Genomic DNA, 17,130 nt, shown 5'->3' on the forward strand with positions numbered 1-17,130 from the left:
AACTAAGTGATATGAGCGCCATGTTAGCCTATATCTCAATTTAAACGGACTAAAACTTAAGAAGATTTAGATAGACAGTACTCAATATCAAATACTTCGATTGTTCAACACTGTCTAACTCAACCTCAATAAAAGACGGTAATGTTATAAACTTACTCGCCTTTATTACTGCCGCCGATATTTGGCGCATGCTGGATAATACGGTCAGCTAAACGAGAAAAAGGTAAACTCTGCAACCATACTTTGCCATGACCCGATAGCGTAGCAATAAATAAGCCTTCGCCACCAAATAGCATACTTTTCAAGCCTTTAGTCATTTCAATATCGTAATCAATACCGTCACTAAAACCAACTAAACAGCCAGTATCTACACGCAAAACTTCGCCGTTTAATTCTTTTTCAATAATCGTTCCGCCAGCGTGCATAAAGGCCAAACCATCACCTTCAAGCCGCTCGAGAATAAAACCTTCACCGCCAAAGAAGCCACTGCCTAAACGCTTATTAAAAGTAATATCAATTTTTGTCCCTAGTGCTGCACATAAAAATGCATCCTTCTGGCAGGTGACACCACCACCAATTTCAGCAAGATCAACACCAATAATTGAGCCGGGATAAGGGGCAGCAAATGCCACCGTTTTTCGCTCATGGTGATGATTGGAGAAATGGGTCATAAAGACTGACTCACCCGTAAGCATGCGCTTTCCTGCGGAAAATAACTTGCCCATCACACCTTGGTTTGCATCCGAGCCGTCACCCATTTTAGTTTCAAACTCTATCCCATCTTCCATGTAATTCATTGCACCAGCTTCCGCTATAACGGTTTCACCCTGATCTAACGTTACTTCGACGAGTTGCATCGACTGACCAATAATTTGAAAATCTATTTCATCACTTCGCATCTTAATTCCTTATTTTATCTACGGACTGTTTACTTACTAATGTATGTTTAAATGTTCGACGGCTGTAATTGCTGATCCAGTACATCAGGCCCCCTAGGTAATGTATGGCCATTAATAACAACATTTTCGTGGTTATAAGACTGAATATGCTGGGTATTAATAACATAAGATCGTTGCAATCGAATAAAGTTCTCTGGCAAAGCTGCTAAACTCGATTTTAAAGAACAATAAACCACTATTTTTTCTCCATTGGCCAAGAAATAACTCACATAATTTCCCATGCTTTCAATATAGAGTATTTGTGACGCTTTAACGTGGTGAACTCGGCGATTAGCTTTTAAGGTCAGTAACGAGTCACTCGTTTGCCGTTCGTTGTTATTTTTATGGTCTCTTAAGCTTGCAACTTTTTCGCGCTCAATAAAATACAATTGTAAAATTTTTAACGCTGCAACAAATACTATTGTGCTATTAACCAATACTATGTTGCGTACTAAGCTTGAAAAGTCGAGTAAGTTGCTGTTGTTATTTAATAATAATTGCTGATAAAAATAATGATCAAAAACCCGAAGCAAGCAACCTGAAACAATAAGCAACACTGCATAACTAACAAAAAACTTCTGAAATTTTCGTTGTAATAAAAAGTTAGGCAGTAACCAATAGATCATCGCATATACCGCCATCATTCTGAGTGGCAGTAAAATAAATTCCAGATAAAAAGAGGCATACAGTCCAATATCTTTTTTAAGCCAAATTAAGCTAAAAGCAAGATAATAAACCAGCCAAAAAATTACATGGCTTAATGGCCTAGACCCAAAAAGATAACAGGCTTGGCTGTGTTGTTTAACATTACCATCAATTTGGAAAAAGCTAATCATGAAAACCTATACTTTCAAATAAAAACCTTAAGTGTTCATATAAATATATAACAAAATAAATAACTTAACGATTACATTTAACCTTAAAAGTAAGTGTTTCATCTCACATAAAGGTTAATTGTTATATGAAAATTTCAGCAAACTATACCCAAAAAGTTAAAGCGATAATTCTCTACTCGTTAGTAATCGTTAACATTAGTCATTATTCCTTTTCAAGTGTTTACGCTGCTCAATCGCTAACAACAACCCAAGTTAAATTATTAAATAGCCAAAAAGAACTCAAGCGGCGAGCACACTGGCAAGCAAAATTCTCAACTGTAGCGCTAAATAACAAATCAAGTCTTGGTAAAAAAATTACTCAACTCGATAATACTAGCCCACTCTACCTTTCAGGTTTACGCAATGGCGATATTATCCAGAGCATAAACAACAAAACATTCCTTATTAATGAAGATTGGTACGATGCAACAGATGCCCTTGTTGCAGACACAAACTATAAAATTAGCTACCTGAGAAACAATGAAATACAACTTACTAATGTGCAATTTCCTCCACTGGCTAAGGAGCATTACCAAAATTTAGCAAGCTATTATCAAACAATAGAAAACCCAAACGGCATTAAACAACGTGTCATCATTACTAAACCGAAATCAAATGCGCCACAACCAGCGATATTGATTATACAAGGCTTAAGCTGCTCCAGTATCGAGTTATTACCTTCACGAAAATCCAACTACAGTCGCTTATTAAAAACTATTGTGACAAAAAGCGATATGGTGGTTATGCGAGTTGAAAAACCAGGACTCGGCGACAGTGAGGGCAACTGTTCACAAACAGATTTCAACACAGAGCTTGCTGGCTACGAAGTCGCTCTTAAATCATTAAAAGCACTACCTTATGTTGATGCAGAAAAAATTCTTATTTATGGCAACAGTATGGGTAGTGCTATCGCGCCTTACCTCGCAAATAAGTACCAAGCAAATGCCGTTATTGCCGATGGTACTTTCTTTCGCTCTTGGTTTGAACATATGCTTGAAATTGAGCGTCGCATCAAAAGTATGCAAGGCCTTTCTGAAAGTAAAATAAGTCAGCAAATGAATACAGCCTATATCCCTTTGTATTACGGCATGCTGATAGAAAAGAAAAGTTACCAACAACTCATTGATGAAAACCCTGCCCTTGTTCAATACAACTACCATGGGTTAAACCATATGTACGGACGCCCGATGAGCTATTATCACCAACTGCAAGATTTTGATTTTTCGGGTCAATGGCAAAAACTAACTGTCCCAGTAAAAATTCGTTGGGGCAGCAATGACTGGATCATGTCAGAAGCAGATAACGACATGATAATGCGAATATTAAAGGCGGAAAACAATACGCAGGCCGAGCTACATAAATACCCTGGACTCGATCACTGGAGCACTATTCACGTATCGGCAAAAGATTCATTTAGCGGTAAGCCTGGTGTTTGGGACGAAAACATTGGCCTACAAATTGTCGAGTGGGCCAAAAATCTTAACCTTTGATAAAACTACTAATTTCCATAAGCAGATCTACCTTATTGAAATTATTTTTTACATTTGTTTACTGAACATTTTAAGTTGGACACTGTCTATAATCGTTGCTTGTATGCTAAAAGCACATAAATTTAGTGTATGTAAAAATAAAAATCAGGAAGTAAGCATGAAAAAAATCATCAAATTAATAACCGGGTTAACAACAACGCTGTTACTTGCCGTCGTATTTAACAGCCAAGCCATGAAATTTGAAGAAGGAAAACACTATACCGTTGTTGCAGAAAAGAAAACATCCTCACCAGAGCTTAGTGAATATTTCTCTTATTACTGCCCGACTTGTCGCGCTTATGAACCCTATTTAGATGGCTTTAAAAAGGTAATGCCTGCACAAGCCAAATTCAATAAAGTGCATGTTGACTTCATGGGCCATACTTCTGAAGAAGTACAATTTATGCTCAGCAAAGCGTTGATTGTTGCTGAAAAAACGGGGATAGATGACAAATTCTCTGCCGCTGTTTTTAAATACCTACAAACCGATAGAGCAACCATTTCCAATGAAAAAGACATTCGTAATATCTTCGTTTTAAGTGGCGGAGATGGCAAAAAATTTGACCAAGGTATGAAGAACTTTTCGGTGATCGGTCAGGCAAAAAAAGAGAAAAAAGTACAAGACAAACTATCGAAAAATCGCCAGCTTACCAGCGTACCTGCCATGGTAGTTAATGGTAAGTACTTAATTGACAGCACATCACTCGACAGAAACAATTTCTTTGCTGAATATAATCAGTTAGTAGCCTACCTATTTACCCTTTAACTACCTATCACCAAAGCCCTAAATAGCTCAAAAAATTTAGGGCTGTCATTTTTCTAATAGATAATAACCATTATTTGCATATTGCCCCCCCGCCATAATTTATTAACTTAGCTCTGAAGCTATTTTTTAGAAATGACAAGAGTATACCTGCTATTCAAAAACGAACATCAGCTCTTCAAAACCGAACAAGTCTATATACTTCCTAACAGTGAAAAATAAATTAACCAATTGTTAAATATGGACTTTTAACTTTTGGTACAAATATTTCAATACCGTATTCAACATTCATCAAGAATACTGACCATGAAAATTGAATTACAACAAAAAACACAATGGAAAAAATGGCTAGCACTTACTCTTTTTGTACTTTCCCTTGCTTATGCTGCCCATGCTGTAACAAGCACTAACAGCAAAACCATCATGGCAAACGAAATTACATTACAAACAGTACAAACGGGTCCGGTTGACATATATAGCAATGCCTATGGCGAATTTGCCTCAGCACGGGAGCGATTACTAACTGCGCCAGCACTAGGGAAAGTAGCTGAGATCATTGTTCGTCCCGGCACTAAAGTTAGCGCAGACACCATTATATTAACACTTTCTAACCCTAAGCTAGAGCAAGAAGTGAGTCAGGCACGAGGAGAATTAGCGCAATTAGAGGCACAACGAGAAGCCTTTAAATATGAGCAGCAAAACGAACGACTAAACTACCAAGGTCGCATTGCTGATATTGAAGCTGAAATCGAGAAAGCTAAGCTAGAATTATCAGTTAATGAGAACTTAATGACCTTAGGTGTGGCATCAAAAATTGAACTACAACGAGCAGAACTTGCGGTAAAACAGCAGTCGAAACGTCTTAACTTCGAAAAAAAGAAATATCAGCAATTCATTGATATGCAAAGCTACCAGTTGACTCAACGCAACATTACTGTGACTCAACAACAAGCACAGCTGTCTTTACTTGAGGAACAACTCGGCGATATGCAAGTTAAGGCGGGTATCGCCGGCTCATTACAAAATTTAGCAGTGGAACTTGGTCAAAGCGTACAGCTAGGTGAATCATTGGCAAAAGTTGGCAGCGACCAACAATTAATTGCCCGACTACGTTTACCGCAGCATCAAGCCGATCAAATAGATATAAACGCTCCAGTAATTATTGATACCCAAAAAGGAAAAATTGCTGCCCACATTACTCGCATTGAAAGTGTGGTCACCAATGGCTCTGTATTAGCAGAAGCCATTATCGACGGTGAGTTAACATCAAATGCAAGACCATCTCTTACTATCTCAGCACAGGTTTTTGTTAAGCACCAAACAGACGCCACTTTTATTAATCAAGTGTCGGGCATCAGACCCCAAAGTAAGCAGTCGGTTTTTGTAAAAACGGCAGAAAACACCTTAAGCCAGCGCGATGTTAGCTTTGCTGAGCTTTCACAGGGGCGATTAGTCATTACGGGTGGTTTAACGTCAGGAGATGAAATTGTCAGCAGTGACACCTCCAAATACAGCCAATTTCAACAGTTAACAATCGAACACTAACGTTTGTTGAGCTTTAAAGCTCAACAAACCTAACTAAAACAACAAAAATACGATATAACGTACAGGGTTATATAAGGAAATCTAATGAAAGCAGTCGTAGAAATAAAAAATATCCATAAGCACTATGATGGTCAACAGATCGAAACCCATGCATTACAAGGAGTTTCTCTAACCATTAACCAGGGTGAATTTGTAGCAATCACTGGACCTTCCGGTTGTGGTAAATCTACCTTGTTATCAATCATGGGCTTAATGGATACCGCCAGTGAAGGTGACTATAAAATATCTAATATTGATACTCGCGGACTAAAGGTCGATCAAAGAACGCAGATCAGAAATCAACATATAGGTTATGTTTTTCAATCATTCAATCTTATCGACCATTTAACTGTTTTTGACAATATCGCGCTACCACTAGAGCATAGAAAAACAAGCAAAGCTGAAATTAAACAGCGTGTCGAAAAAGTGCTATCACAAGTTGATATGTTGCACCGTAAAAATTACCGACCAAACCAGCTTTCTGGCGGTCAACAACAACGTATCGCCATTGCCCGTGCCTTAGTGGGCAACCCTGATCTGATTTTAGTTGATGAGCCAACCGGTAACTTAGACAGCAAAAATGGCGATCAAGTGATGGCATTACTAGAAAAACTTAATGCTGACGGCGCCACTATCGTAATGGTGACTCACGACAGTCGCTATTCTCGCTGTGCCAGCCGACAAATTCAGCTTTTGGATGGAAAAATTGTTTCACAAATCAATAGCGAAAAGAATTTACAGGGGGTTGCATGAGCTTAATTAAAAAATCGCTTGTTAGCGGTATCGCCCGAGTATTTTCTCTGCCTAAATTGAGCATTCCCTTAATTCTAACTTTAGGTTTAACATTAGGTGCGGTATTAAGTGTCATTGCCATTTCTTCCACCCTATTGTATCAACCATTAAAAGGCGTAAAGAACGAAGCGCAATTGCAAACTTTCGAGTTGAACTTCAAACCATCAAAAGTACTAAGCATTTCCTATTGGAATATGAGAAGGCTGGCATCATTTCAAGAAACCTTTCCTGATTTAGGTGAGTGGGCAGGCATTTCGCCGTCAGAGCAAGATATTACTATCGACAATGTTGTTTACCCAACCACACAATATAATGCCTCAAATAATATTCTAGACGTTTTAGGCACTAATTTAATATTAGGCGACAATACCACTAAAGCGGCACCTGAAAAATATGTTTGGATATCAGAAAGCTTATGGCAGTACGCGTTTTCAGGCGCTAAATCTGCACTAGGTAAGCAACTAGAAGTTAACAATCAGTCTTATATTATTGCAGGCATCGTTGAAGATGTTATGTCAGTGACGAGTAACGACGTGATACTTCCACAACAAATCTGGTTTATTACCGACTTAAAGGCGACTTTGTCTGAGCCTGCAGATGTCGGAGCTATTAGGAATGATCTTAGCTATTTAGTTAATAAAAGCGCCAGCGGTACCATAACCCTGCCAAGCCAAGCGCAAACTGAACAATGGCTACTCGACTACGTTAAAGACAACATTAACAACGACAATCTGCAAGAAACATTAAATTTCATGGACAGCATGAATAAGGTTGTTAGAACAGCTCCCTACCGTAGTAATCTACTCGGAGATACCGAAGATCTTATTGTCGCGCTGTTTTTCGCTGTATGCGGCTTACTATTTATGGCGACACTAAATTTATTAAACTTATTTATCGCTCATTATCAAAGTCGCACCAAAGAATTCGCCATTCAAATCAGTCTCGGTGCCAGTTTATTTAAAGTTAGAGTGTTAGTTTTCTTAGAGAATTTACCAAGTTTTCTACTGGCTGCGATAGTTGGCTTACTTGTCGCCGGCTGGGCAATTAAAAGCTTACCGCTAATTGCTGGTGATAGCCTGCCTATGATTGACGATATAGGTATTAATACCCCAACCATTTTAATATCACTACTGATCATCCTTGTTTTAAACATCTTATTTAGTGCCTTATCACTGGTTGATATTAATAAGCATGCAATTGCTGATAACCTCAACAGCAGCGGTAAAGGCATTCAAGCACAAAGTAACCAATGGCTGAGTAAAGTGTTAATGGTTTCTCAGTTATCTATCGCGTCTGTGTTATTAACGGCTTCAATTATGGTGGCTCTACAAAGTTATCAATCTGTCTATCGGGATGTCGGCTATGAACTGGGTAATAGTTACAGTATTGAATTATTCATTAACGATGAAGAATGGCGTGAGCAACTAACAGCAGATACTGACAACTACCACGACAGTGAAATGAATCGCTTATTAACCGACATTGCTGCCGTTATTGAAAATAAAGTGGCTAACAGCAAGGTTATCGTCAACTCTAGCGCACCACTATCTAATGAAATAAGGTTATCAGGCTACCGCTCAGAAGAAAATGGTGGCAAACGTATCACGTATCAAATGAAACCTTTAAGTGCTGAGTACTTTAATACTTATAAAATTCCATTACTTGCTGGAGCCAATTTAACGCAGGCACAAATTGATAACGACGAGAGTCGCATTGTTATTGATGAAAACATGGCAAAGGCACTATTTCCTGATTTAACTTATCAAGAAATCATTGGTAAAACTGTGGCACTAAATAGAGGAGAAGATGCCATTCAGCCAATTATCAATGGTATTAGCGGTAATACTATTAGCCGAACAGGTATTACAGAGGCATTAGCTTTCCCAGCTGTTTATTCACATCGAATAAATAGTGCGCTAATAAACTTTGCCGTGATGATGCCTGATGGTCAAACCATCAGTGCAGAGATGTTAGAAGAAGAATTAACGCGCCAATTTCCACGTTTAGGTAATTTAACGGTGCGTTCTCTCGAAGATATTTGGAATGAACAAACATTAGAGCAGCGCCTCAGTATGTGGATTGTCGTTATTATGACATTACTGACCTTATTTCTAGCGGCAATTGGTGTTGCAGGGTTAACACAAATGACCACCAATCAGCGCAAGTATGAATTAGCTGTGCGTATGGCAACGGGCGCTAAGCAAATGAAGTTGGTTGGCTTTATTTTAAAAGATGCGTTATGGATGTTACTCATCGGCTTAGGTTTAGGCTTTGTCATTTCTGTTTTTGTCTACCAAGCTTTAGAGCAACAATTAGAGATACTGCCAGCATTTAACTGGCTAGCCATGTCGAGTTTAGACATAAGTTTAATTGCTATTGTTGTTTTATCGGTAATTACACCAGCGTGGCGCGTAATTAGCACAGATCCTATGCAAGCTTTACGTGAAGAATAGTGACAACAGCTATGAGTTATTCATAGCTGCTTGAACACAGTTAAATTTATCCTGTACACTCGTCGGCTGAAATGCCTTCGAGTACAGTTATAATTAAGGAACATTTTGAATACAACTAAGCCACAAGCCACTATTTTAATTGCCGATGATGACGAAGATATCCGTCTCGCGCTTGAATTATTATTGTCTGCCAATAACTACAAAACCATAGAAGCAGGCACTGCAAAAGAAGTGATTATTGAAAGTGAACGACAAAAGCCAGATCTGATTCTACTCGACATGAACTTTAGCCGCGATACTACGAGCGGGCAAGAAGGTTTAGCCATTCTTCAGCAACTAGAAAAAAGTAATATACCGGTTATTTTAATGACCGCTTGGGGCAGCATTGAATTAGCCGTAAAAGGTTTGCAACAAGGCGCTTGTGATTTTATTGAAAAGCCGTGGCAAAAAGAAAAGTTACTTAATAGTATTGAGCAGCAACTAAACTTTGCACGTATCAAACAAGAACACCAAGGCTATCGACAACTTTTAAGTAAAGGCCAACAGCAAAATCTACCGACAACAGATCAGCATTGGGTTTGTCAGTCGCCCGCCATGCAAGCTATTGAGCAGTTGATCAAGCAAATTGCCCCCACTGATGCCAACATACTGATCTTGGGTGAAAATGGCACAGGAAAATCAGTTTTAGCAGAGCGAATTCACCAGTTGTCATCACGTAGCAGTCAGCCGCTAATTTCTGTCAACATGGCTGCTATTCCGGACAACTTGTTTGAAAGTGAACTATTCGGTCATCAAAAAGGCGCATTTACTGACGCCAAGCAACAACGAGTTGGCCGCTTTCAACTCGCCGATCAAGGCAGCCTATTTTTTGATGAAGTAGGTTCACTACCGCTAAATTTACAGCCGAAATTATTACGGGTATTAGAATCAGGTCAGTATGAAATATTAGGCTCAAGCCAAACCCAAACCGCTAATGTTAGACTGATCAGCGCCACCAATGCCGATCTTAATCAACTGGTGGTTAATGGCGACTTTCGTCAAGACTTGCTCTACCGGCTTAATACCTTAGTGATCACTTTACCGCCATTGCGCGAACGCTCGGCAGATATTCAAGCTTTAGCTGAGAATTTTATCGAAAGCTTTAGTAAAAAATATCACAAACCCAAGTTAACGCTCGACAGTCAGGCAATAGCAAAACTTAAAAGCCATCATTGGCCGGGTAACATTAGAGAGTTGGGCCATGTAATCGAGAGAGCCGTGCTATTAACAGTGGAAGATGTAATATCGACACAAAACCTACTACTTGATGCTAATACAAACGCAAATAATGAGGTAATGCTGCAACCTTTAGAAACAGCCGAACGTATGTTGATTGAAAAAGCCATGGCAACCACTTCAGGTCATGTTATTGAAGCCGCTAAGTTATTGGAAATATCACGTAACGCCTTGTACCGACGCTTAGAAAAATTTAACATAAAGTTTGATGCTAACCAGTAAATTAAGGATAAATCTTTGAGTCATGAAAAGTGGCTAATCACCGGACTAAGCCTGACGGTAGTTACCCTTTTATCCTTAATTGCTGCACTGACTTGGCAAATGGCCTGGAGTACGCTTGCCATAACAACCTTAGTCTTTGTTTTAAGCTATCCGTTAATCTGGTTAGCTTGGCGTTGTTACCATTTTTGGTGCCAGACCATAATGCAGTTAACGACGTATACCCAAGTGTTAAGAGAGAATGAAGCTAACCTTTCCTTTAAAAAACAGCATCCTGACAACTTATTATTAGAGCTACAAAAAGAAATACATCAATTAGCCACCAAGCGTTTAGCTAAAAACAAAGAACAGCAAACACTTAATCATGTGCTCAGCAATATTTTAGATGCATGGCCAATTCCTGTTTGCTTATTTGATCAGCAATTAAAGCTGTTATATCGAAATGAGGCAATGAATCAACAAATTGCCCAACCAATGTTAGTAAATAGTTCCGCGAAGTCGTTGGGGTTTAGCTTAGAGAACGAGCAATTGCAGCATGAAAAATTTAATGATAAATGGCAAAGCCAAACCATTAGTTATCAACTCAATAATAACAGCCAAGAAAAACAGTGGCTATTTACCTCAATCAATATTTCGCCCTTGTTGAACCAACAACAAAGTCATAATCAACAAAGCTTAATTCGGGTATTAAGTCACGAACTACGCAATTCGCTGACTCCTATGTATTCAATGACAGATACTTTGCTATGCGCTGAACAATTAAACGAAGCGCAAACCCGTAAAGTGCTAAGCCGAATTCAGCAGCGCAGCCAACGTTTGTTAACTTTCATTAGTGAATATAGCCAATTGACACAACTACCTATACCTAAAACAAGTTGGTTTTCATTTACTGAGTTGTTAGATGAAGCAAAAGCCATGATAGACGCTACGGCTTGCCAAATATCAATGCACGGCAATGAACAATGTTTTGGTGATCGAGCGCAATTAACACAAGTAATGATAAATATTTTGAAGAATGCTGAGCAATGCCAAGCGAGCATTGAAGTAAAGGTTAATGTTTATTATCAAAATGACGAGCAAGTTATAGAAATTAATGACAATGGCCCTGGCTTTGCCAACCTCGACAATGTACTAACACCATTTTACACCACCAAAAATGACGGCTCTGGCATCGGCTTAGCACTTTGCGTTGAAATTATACATAACCACGGTGGTCAATTTTCAGTGGCTAATAACGACGCTGGTGGCGCAAAAATATTAATGAATTGGCCACTAAAATAATAGCCAACTTATCATCAACATTATCTTAGCGTCGACGCTGTCGATTAGGTCTTGCTTTACTTTTATCGCCAAAGGCTTTCTGCCTGCCCTGCTTCTTTTGTTTACCTAAAGTATTTTTACGAGTAGAGGTTTCCGTTTTGGTGAGATCAGGTTCATAGCCAGGCAACCATTGCTGCATTAAGCGAGAATCAAGCACCTCTTCTACCGCTTCGAGTAACCATGTTTCTGATGGGCTCATTAAAGAAACCGCTAAACCATGGTTACCGGCACGACCAGTACGGCCAATACGGTGAATATAGTCTTCAGCAATATAGGGTAATTCGTAGTTAATCACGTAACGTAAATCACTTATATCAATACCACGCGCAGCAACATCCGTAGCCACTAACGCCCGAGTTTTACCTGCTTTAAATTCAGCTAGCGCTTTATCACGCGCGCCTTGTGATTTATCACCATGAATTGACTGGGTCTTAATACCGTCTTTACACATTTCTTTTGCAAGCGCATCAGCACCTTGCTTAGTACGAGTAAAAATAAGCACTTGCTGCCAGTTTTTTGAGCCAATTAAAAACGAGGTTAACTCGCGCTTTCGATCGCTATCAACGGTATAAACTACCTGCTCAACTTTAGCTGCAGCAGTATTTCGTTCACTGACTTCAATCAGCTCAGGTTCGTTCAATAAGGTTTTACTGAGTTTAAATATCGCGTCATCAAAAGTCGCTGAAAATAAAAGTGTTTGCCTTTCAGGTGGTAGTCTATTTAAAATTCTATCAATTTCATCTTTAAAGCCCATATCTAACATTCTATCGGCTTCATCAAAGACGATGGTTTCAAGATCAATCAATAAAACACTGCCATTAATAATATGGTCTAGCAGACGCCCCGGCGTAGCAATCAGTACGTCAGCACCTTTTTCTATTGCCGCGATTTGTGGTTTAATGCTAACACCACCGTACGCAACCGCAATATTCAGCTCAGTGTTCTCCGCATAGCGAACAAAGCTTTTGTAAACTTGTTGTGCAAGCTCACGGGTTGGCGTTAACACCAATGCTCGTATTGGCCTGTGCGCAGGAATATTTTCGCTTAAGCGCTGCAAAATAGGTAAGGCAAACGCAGCTGTTTTTCCGGTACCAGTTTGTGCACCCGCCATAATGTCTTTATTGGCTAAAATTACCGGTATCGCTTGTTGCTGAATCGGCGTTGGTTGTTCATAACCCAAGGCTTTGACAACATCGGTTAACGACTTATTTAAGGCTAAAGAAGAGAAACTCATCAAGGCTTATCGCTTCTTATTTGATTGTTGCTGCTTAAGATCATGCTCAAGCTCGTCAGGGTAATAAATCAGCCCCTGTTCATTCTGACTTGGAAAAACCACGATAGCGAGCTCATCATCTGCTAGACCATGCGTCCAACGACTAAACCACTTGTTTAATGAGATAGCCTCAGGCTGACAGGTTTGCCAGTCATCGGTTGCCCAAGCTTCAGCAAATTCTTGATTAGGCCATACCGGTACACAATCTTCTTCCTCAGTATTAAGCATCACACAACCATGCTCATCGGTTAGTATCCACAGCTGATTGTTAGCAACAGCTTCCTTGAAAAAGTAAGTTGCACGTTCGGCATCATCCATTTGCAATATTTGCTTAACTTGAGTTTGCTCTAACACAGTTTTTCCTATCAAAAATGACCATTCATTCGAAGATGTCTATTCTACAAAAATTTGCATCTCTTCGCCGATTTGTTTACGCATTTCCATCAGTTTTTTCGCACTCTCATGTTGCTTTATGTCTGCGTCTGTTTCCGGCAACCATTGTGGTACGCTCTCAGATTGACCATTTTGATCAACTGCAACCATGATCACAATACAATGTGTGGTTAGTCGACGGTTTAACGATTTAGGATCACAAGCATTTACTTCTAACGCAATATGCATAGAAGAATTTCCGGTATAGATAACTTTCGCTTCAACTTCCACTAAACTGCCAACATGGATAGGGGCGACAAAACGAATGCCACCAGCATAGGCAGTAACACAATAACGTCCGCTCCAGCCCGCCGCACACGCATAGGCAGCTAAATCAATCCATTTCATTACCGCACCACCGTGAACTTTACCACCAAAATTTACATCTTGTGGTTCAGCTAAAAATCTTAAGGTGATATCGCGTTGTGGTTGGTTCATTTACTTTCCTATTGGGTTAATTAACAAAACAAGTCTACTCAATTAAGTGCAAAGCTTACAATGCATAGTGTTTAGAGGTACATTACCATCAGTTAAGTCATAGTTAAAATTTAAAGGTAAACCATGAAAATTTGGGTAGACGCTGATGCCTGTCCTGTAGTGATTAAAGAAATTTTATTTCGCGCCGCAGAGCGCACACAAACACCGACAACTTTACTGGCAAACCACTATTTGAAAGTGCCACCGTCAAAGGTGATTAGTTTTGTACAAGTGAGTGCAGGCTTTGACGTTGCAGATAACGAAATTGTCAAACGAGCTACGGTAAATGACTTAGTGATCACCGCCGATATTCCATTAGCCGCTGAGGTTGTTGAAAAAGGCTGTTTAGCGTTAAATCCTCGTGGCGAGTTATATGCTGAAAGTAATATTCGTCAACGCCTTAACATGCGCGACTTTATGGATACCTTGCGCTCAAGCGGTATAGAAACAGGAGGTGCGCCACCAATCAGTCAAGCTGATCGGCAGACCTTTGCCAATAATCTCGACAAATTACTCGCCCAGAAATAACTTATCGTCAAAATAAAAAATGCCAATAGGCGTTTGGCATTTTTGAATAACGACGATTTATGTTGCTGTTGGCTTAATACGACGACGTCCGCCACTATTATTGCTATTTTTACCCGGGCTATTGGCATAAGGACTATTCGATTTATTACCGGTATGACGTTTGTTCTTTCCTGTAGGTTTATGACCGCGAGCAACATCACCCGAACGCTGACCATCTTTATGTTCCACATGCTCTTTTTTAGCTTGCTTAACTTTCTTAGGCTTTTTAGCTTTCAAAGGTCTTAACTTTCGTGACTCTGGCAAAGCATGCACAGGTTCGAAACCCTCTACAACTTCTCTAGGTAGATGGGTCTGAATTACATGTTGTACATCATTGAGTAAATCAATTTCGTCTGCACAAACCAATGACACCGCATGGCCACTTGAACCCGCACGCCCTGTTCGACCAATGCGATGAACATAGTCTTCAGGCACATTTGGCAGCTCGAAGTTGACCACTTGTGGAAGTTGGTCAATATCAATACCGCGTGCAGCAATATCAGTAGCAACCAAAACATTGATATTGCCATCTTTGAATTGTGCTAACGCTTTTGTTCGAGCACCTTGGCTTTTGTTACCATGAATAGCGGCAGCTTTAATACCAGCGGCATCAAGTTGTTTAGTCAGCTTATTAGCACCGTGCTTAGTTTTCATAAAGACAATAACTTGCTGCCAGTTATTAGTTTTTATCAAATGGGTAAGAAGCGGTGCCTTCTTATTTTTATCAACCGAATAAATTAATTGCTCAACCGTTTCGGCAGTGGTGGTTTTTGGGCTGATCGATATCTCTATCGGATCATTCACTAAGCCTTTAGCCAGCTCGCGTATATCTGGAGAAAACGTTGCTGAGAATAGTAAATTTTGACGGTTTTTTGGTAGTAGCGACAAAATCTTTTTAATGTCACGCAAAAAGCCCATATCCAACATTCGGTCGGCTTCATCAAGAACTAATATCTCTAGCTGATTAAATCGAACGGCATTTTGATTATAGAGATCTAATAAACGACCCGGTGTAGCAACGAGAATATCAACACCTTGGCGCAGACGTGTCATTTGAGGGTTGATTTTGACGCCGCCAAATACGACTGTCGATTTAAGTGGTAAATGCTTACCGTACATTTCAACGTTTTCAGCTATTTGGGCAGCAAGTTCACGAGTCGGCGTAATAATTAAGGTTCGAGCTTGATTTGCTCTAACTTTTTCACCTTTCGACAAAAGCTCTAAGATTGGTAGTGTAAAGCCAGCTGTTTTACCTGTTCCCGTTTGCGCTGCTGCCATTACATCTTTACCATCAAGTACGGCAGGGATTGCCTGAGCTTGAATTGGTGATGGTTTATCATAACCCTTTTCAGCAATAGCTTTTTGAATCGGGGCAGATAAATCTAAATCGGTAAAACTCATAGAATATACTCTTCTCGCAGGGGTTTGAGCCAATGTCAAACGGCGGTGCAGAATACAGTATAGAAAGCTTCAGTGCAATGATAGTGCTTATAAGACATCTTTAATTTGTACTTACCACAGCAATCATCGAACGAGAGGTTATTCTACCGGAATAGCTTCTGCTATCGCGGTATAATAAAACTGGTAGCCTTTTGAACGTACTGATTGTATCAGTGACGTTGGTAATCCTACTGATTTAAGCTTATTTCTAATTCTGGCAACTTTAATATCGATTGAACGGTCAATACCATCATAGTCTGCGCCTTTTAAAACTTTCAGTATAATTTGTCTGGAAACCACACTTTTGTGCTTAGTGGCAATAAAATAAAACAGCTCATATTCTTCTTGTGTTAAGCCCAAAGGTTTTGACTGATAAAAACAATCAGTCGCATCTGGAATAAATTTTAATTCCCCAAACTCAAGAATATCAGCGGGCTTATATTCAATTGGTCGTATGCCTAAACGCTTTATTCGCTGATAAAGTACCTCGAAAGGTGCCGACTTTAAAACAAAGTCATCCGCGCCAACTTCAAAGCATTTTATTTCAGCTAATGGATCGTCATAACTGGTAATAAAGATAATAGGTCTTTGATAAAATTCTCTTAATTGTTTACAAACTTCATAGCCATTAATATCAGGTAAGCCAATATCTAGTAAAATTAAGTCTGGAAAGGTATTTATCACTTTGCGCAACGCGCCTGAACCGTTAAAAATTTGAGAAACCTCAAAACCTTTACTTTCTAACTGAGTTTTTAAAGTAAGAGACACCACGTTATCATCTTCAACGATTAGTATTTCTTTCATGATGGCGTTCCTTAAAGCTAATATTCGTAAATTTCACTTAGATCACAATTACTTAAATTTAAGTGAATATTTACTTACAAAATGATTTTCCTCCTTTTATCTCCATACAACAATACTGAAAAGTGGGATAATTGTATCTAATATGTAACTCGGCTATAAAGTAAATGGGAAAGCAGCGAAGTGCATTGCTCACATAAGATGAATCTTCTATAAGCAGAAACGAAAAAACCCGTAACAAAAGTTACGGGTTTTAGAATGATGGTGGAGGGAGGTGGATTCGAACCACCGAAGGCGGAGCCGTCAGATTTACAGTCTGATCCCTTTGGCCACTCGGGAACCCCTCCACGGGGACGAAAACCCAACATAAGCTGGGTTTTCTGAAAAGGAGC

15 protein-coding genes and 1 tRNA gene are annotated in these 17,130 nt (G+C 39.4%); 8 read left to right on the forward strand and 8 right to left on the reverse strand.

What is annotated here, in order from left to right; translation table 11 throughout:
* Nucleotides 1-152 precede the first annotated feature (152 nt).
* A complete protein-coding gene (locus AC27JP_RS18415; protein ID WP_487117391.1) occupies nucleotides 153-899 on the reverse strand; it encodes a TIGR00266 family protein in 747 nt (248 codons plus the stop codon).
* A gap of 47 nt (nucleotides 900-946) precedes the next feature.
* Entirely contained in the window at nucleotides 947-1,774 is an 828-nt protein-coding gene (locus tag AC27JP_RS18420; protein ID WP_487117392.1) for a LytR/AlgR family response regulator transcription factor, read from the reverse strand.
* A 125-nt stretch (nucleotides 1,775-1,899) separates the two neighbouring features.
* On the opposite strand from AC27JP_RS18420, the gene AC27JP_RS18425 reads away from it, so the two are divergent.
* The 7 genes from AC27JP_RS18425 to AC27JP_RS18455 all read left to right on the forward strand — a co-directional run bounded on the left by AC27JP_RS18425 (nucleotide 1,900) and on the right by AC27JP_RS18455 (nucleotide 11,709).
* Nucleotides 1,900-3,303: a serine aminopeptidase domain-containing protein gene (locus AC27JP_RS18425; RefSeq protein WP_487117393.1), complete on the forward strand. Its 1,404-nt coding sequence runs from the start codon at nucleotides 1,900-1,902 to the stop codon at nucleotides 3,301-3,303.
* Nucleotides 3,304-3,460: 157 nt separating this feature from the next.
* Nucleotides 3,461-4,108 (forward strand): thiol:disulfide interchange protein DsbA/DsbL, encoded by a 648-nt coding sequence (locus AC27JP_RS18430; RefSeq protein WP_487117394.1) that lies wholly within the window; start codon nucleotides 3,461-3,463, stop codon nucleotides 4,106-4,108.
* 303 nt (nucleotides 4,109-4,411) lie between these two features.
* On the forward strand, nucleotides 4,412-5,650 hold the full coding sequence (locus AC27JP_RS18435) for an efflux RND transporter periplasmic adaptor subunit (protein WP_487117395.1): 1,239 nt from the start codon (nucleotides 4,412-4,414) through the stop codon (nucleotides 5,648-5,650).
* An 84-nt stretch (nucleotides 5,651-5,734) separates the two neighbouring features.
* Complete coding sequence (locus tag AC27JP_RS18440) at nucleotides 5,735-6,442, forward strand: ABC transporter ATP-binding protein (RefSeq protein WP_487117396.1); 708 nt, start codon at nucleotides 5,735-5,737, stop codon at nucleotides 6,440-6,442.
* Nucleotides 6,439-8,934 carry an ABC transporter permease gene (locus AC27JP_RS18445; protein ID WP_487117397.1) on the forward strand — a complete coding sequence of 832 codons (2,496 nt, stop codon included), beginning with the start codon at nucleotides 6,439-6,441 and terminating at the stop codon, nucleotides 8,932-8,934. The genes AC27JP_RS18440 and AC27JP_RS18445 overlap by 4 nt, the downstream gene beginning before the upstream one ends.
* Before the next feature lie 105 nt (nucleotides 8,935-9,039).
* The gene (locus tag AC27JP_RS18450; protein WP_487117398.1) at nucleotides 9,040-10,431 is read left to right on the forward strand and encodes a sigma-54-dependent transcriptional regulator; all 1,392 of its coding nucleotides are present in this window, start codon (nucleotides 9,040-9,042) and stop codon (nucleotides 10,429-10,431) included.
* Between the two features lie 15 nt (nucleotides 10,432-10,446).
* On the forward strand, nucleotides 10,447-11,709 hold the full coding sequence (locus AC27JP_RS18455) for a sensor histidine kinase (RefSeq protein ID WP_487117399.1): 1,263 nt from the start codon (nucleotides 10,447-10,449) through the stop codon (nucleotides 11,707-11,709).
* Nucleotides 11,710-11,734: 25 nt separating this feature from the next.
* Here AC27JP_RS18455 and AC27JP_RS18460 read toward each other — a convergent pair whose 3' ends face one another.
* The 3 genes from AC27JP_RS18460 to AC27JP_RS18470 form a co-directional block, all read right to left on the reverse strand.
* A complete protein-coding gene (locus AC27JP_RS18460; RefSeq protein ID WP_487117400.1) occupies nucleotides 11,735-12,982 on the reverse strand; it encodes a DEAD/DEAH box helicase in 1,248 nt (415 codons plus the stop codon).
* A gap of 6 nt (nucleotides 12,983-12,988) precedes the next feature.
* The gene (locus tag AC27JP_RS18465) at nucleotides 12,989-13,339 is read right to left on the reverse strand and encodes a DUF2750 domain-containing protein (protein WP_487117411.1); all 351 of its coding nucleotides are present in this window, start codon (nucleotides 13,337-13,339) and stop codon (nucleotides 12,989-12,991) included.
* Nucleotides 13,340-13,414: 75 nt separating this feature from the next.
* Complete coding sequence (locus AC27JP_RS18470; protein WP_487117401.1) at nucleotides 13,415-13,891, reverse strand: acyl-CoA thioesterase; 477 nt, start codon at nucleotides 13,889-13,891, stop codon at nucleotides 13,415-13,417.
* A gap of 123 nt (nucleotides 13,892-14,014) precedes the next feature.
* Here AC27JP_RS18470 and AC27JP_RS18475 point away from each other — a divergent pair, with 123 nt between their 5' ends.
* Nucleotides 14,015-14,458 carry a YaiI/YqxD family protein gene (locus tag AC27JP_RS18475; protein ID WP_487117402.1) on the forward strand — a complete coding sequence of 148 codons (444 nt, stop codon included), beginning with the start codon at nucleotides 14,015-14,017 and terminating at the stop codon, nucleotides 14,456-14,458.
* Between the two features lie 57 nt (nucleotides 14,459-14,515).
* Here AC27JP_RS18475 and AC27JP_RS18480 read toward each other — a convergent pair whose 3' ends face one another.
* From AC27JP_RS18480 to AC27JP_RS18490, 3 genes are all read right to left on the reverse strand, one after another.
* Complete coding sequence (locus AC27JP_RS18480) at nucleotides 14,516-15,898, reverse strand: DEAD/DEAH box helicase (protein ID WP_487117403.1); 1,383 nt, start codon at nucleotides 15,896-15,898, stop codon at nucleotides 14,516-14,518.
* Nucleotides 15,899-16,036: 138 nt separating this feature from the next.
* Nucleotides 16,037-16,741, reverse strand: coding sequence for a response regulator transcription factor (locus AC27JP_RS18485; protein WP_487117404.1), 705 nt, complete (start codon nucleotides 16,739-16,741; stop codon nucleotides 16,037-16,039).
* Nucleotides 16,742-17,000: 259 nt separating this feature from the next.
* Nucleotides 17,001-17,085 (reverse strand) — tRNA-Tyr (locus tag AC27JP_RS18490).
* Nucleotides 17,086-17,130 lie beyond the last annotated feature (45 nt).

It is taken from the genome of Colwellia sp. SU-HH01172 (genome assembly GCF_057553355.1).

Coding starts and splice junctions, on each gene's coding strand:
- AC27JP_RS18435 (WP_487117395.1), top strand. CDS start 4,412: ATGAAAATTGAATTACAACAAAAAACACAATGGAAAAAATGGCTAGCA.
- AC27JP_RS18485 (WP_487117404.1), bottom strand. CDS start 16,741: ATGAAAGAAATACTAATCGTTGAAGATGATAACGTGGTGTCTCTTACT.
- AC27JP_RS18470 (WP_487117401.1), bottom strand. CDS start 13,891: ATGAACCAACCACAACGCGATATCACCTTAAGATTTTTAGCTGAACCA.
- AC27JP_RS18475 (WP_487117402.1), top strand. CDS start 14,015: ATGAAAATTTGGGTAGACGCTGATGCCTGTCCTGTAGTGATTAAAGAA.
- AC27JP_RS18480 (WP_487117403.1), bottom strand. CDS start 15,898: ATGAGTTTTACCGATTTAGATTTATCTGCCCCGATTCAAAAAGCTATT.
- AC27JP_RS18440 (WP_487117396.1), top strand. CDS start 5,735: ATGAAAGCAGTCGTAGAAATAAAAAATATCCATAAGCACTATGATGGT.
- AC27JP_RS18465 (WP_487117411.1), bottom strand. CDS start 13,339: ATGGATGATGCCGAACGTGCAACTTACTTTTTCAAGGAAGCTGTTGCT.
- AC27JP_RS18460 (WP_487117400.1), bottom strand. CDS start 12,982: ATGAGTTTCTCTTCTTTAGCCTTAAATAAGTCGTTAACCGATGTTGTC.
- AC27JP_RS18415 (WP_487117391.1), bottom strand. CDS start 899: ATGCGAAGTGATGAAATAGATTTTCAAATTATTGGTCAGTCGATGCAA.
- AC27JP_RS18420 (WP_487117392.1), bottom strand. CDS start 1,774: ATGATTAGCTTTTTCCAAATTGATGGTAATGTTAAACAACACAGCCAA.
- AC27JP_RS18445 (WP_487117397.1), top strand. CDS start 6,439: ATGAGCTTAATTAAAAAATCGCTTGTTAGCGGTATCGCCCGAGTATTT.
- AC27JP_RS18425 (WP_487117393.1), top strand. CDS start 1,900: ATGAAAATTTCAGCAAACTATACCCAAAAAGTTAAAGCGATAATTCTC.
- AC27JP_RS18430 (WP_487117394.1), top strand. CDS start 3,461: ATGAAAAAAATCATCAAATTAATAACCGGGTTAACAACAACGCTGTTA.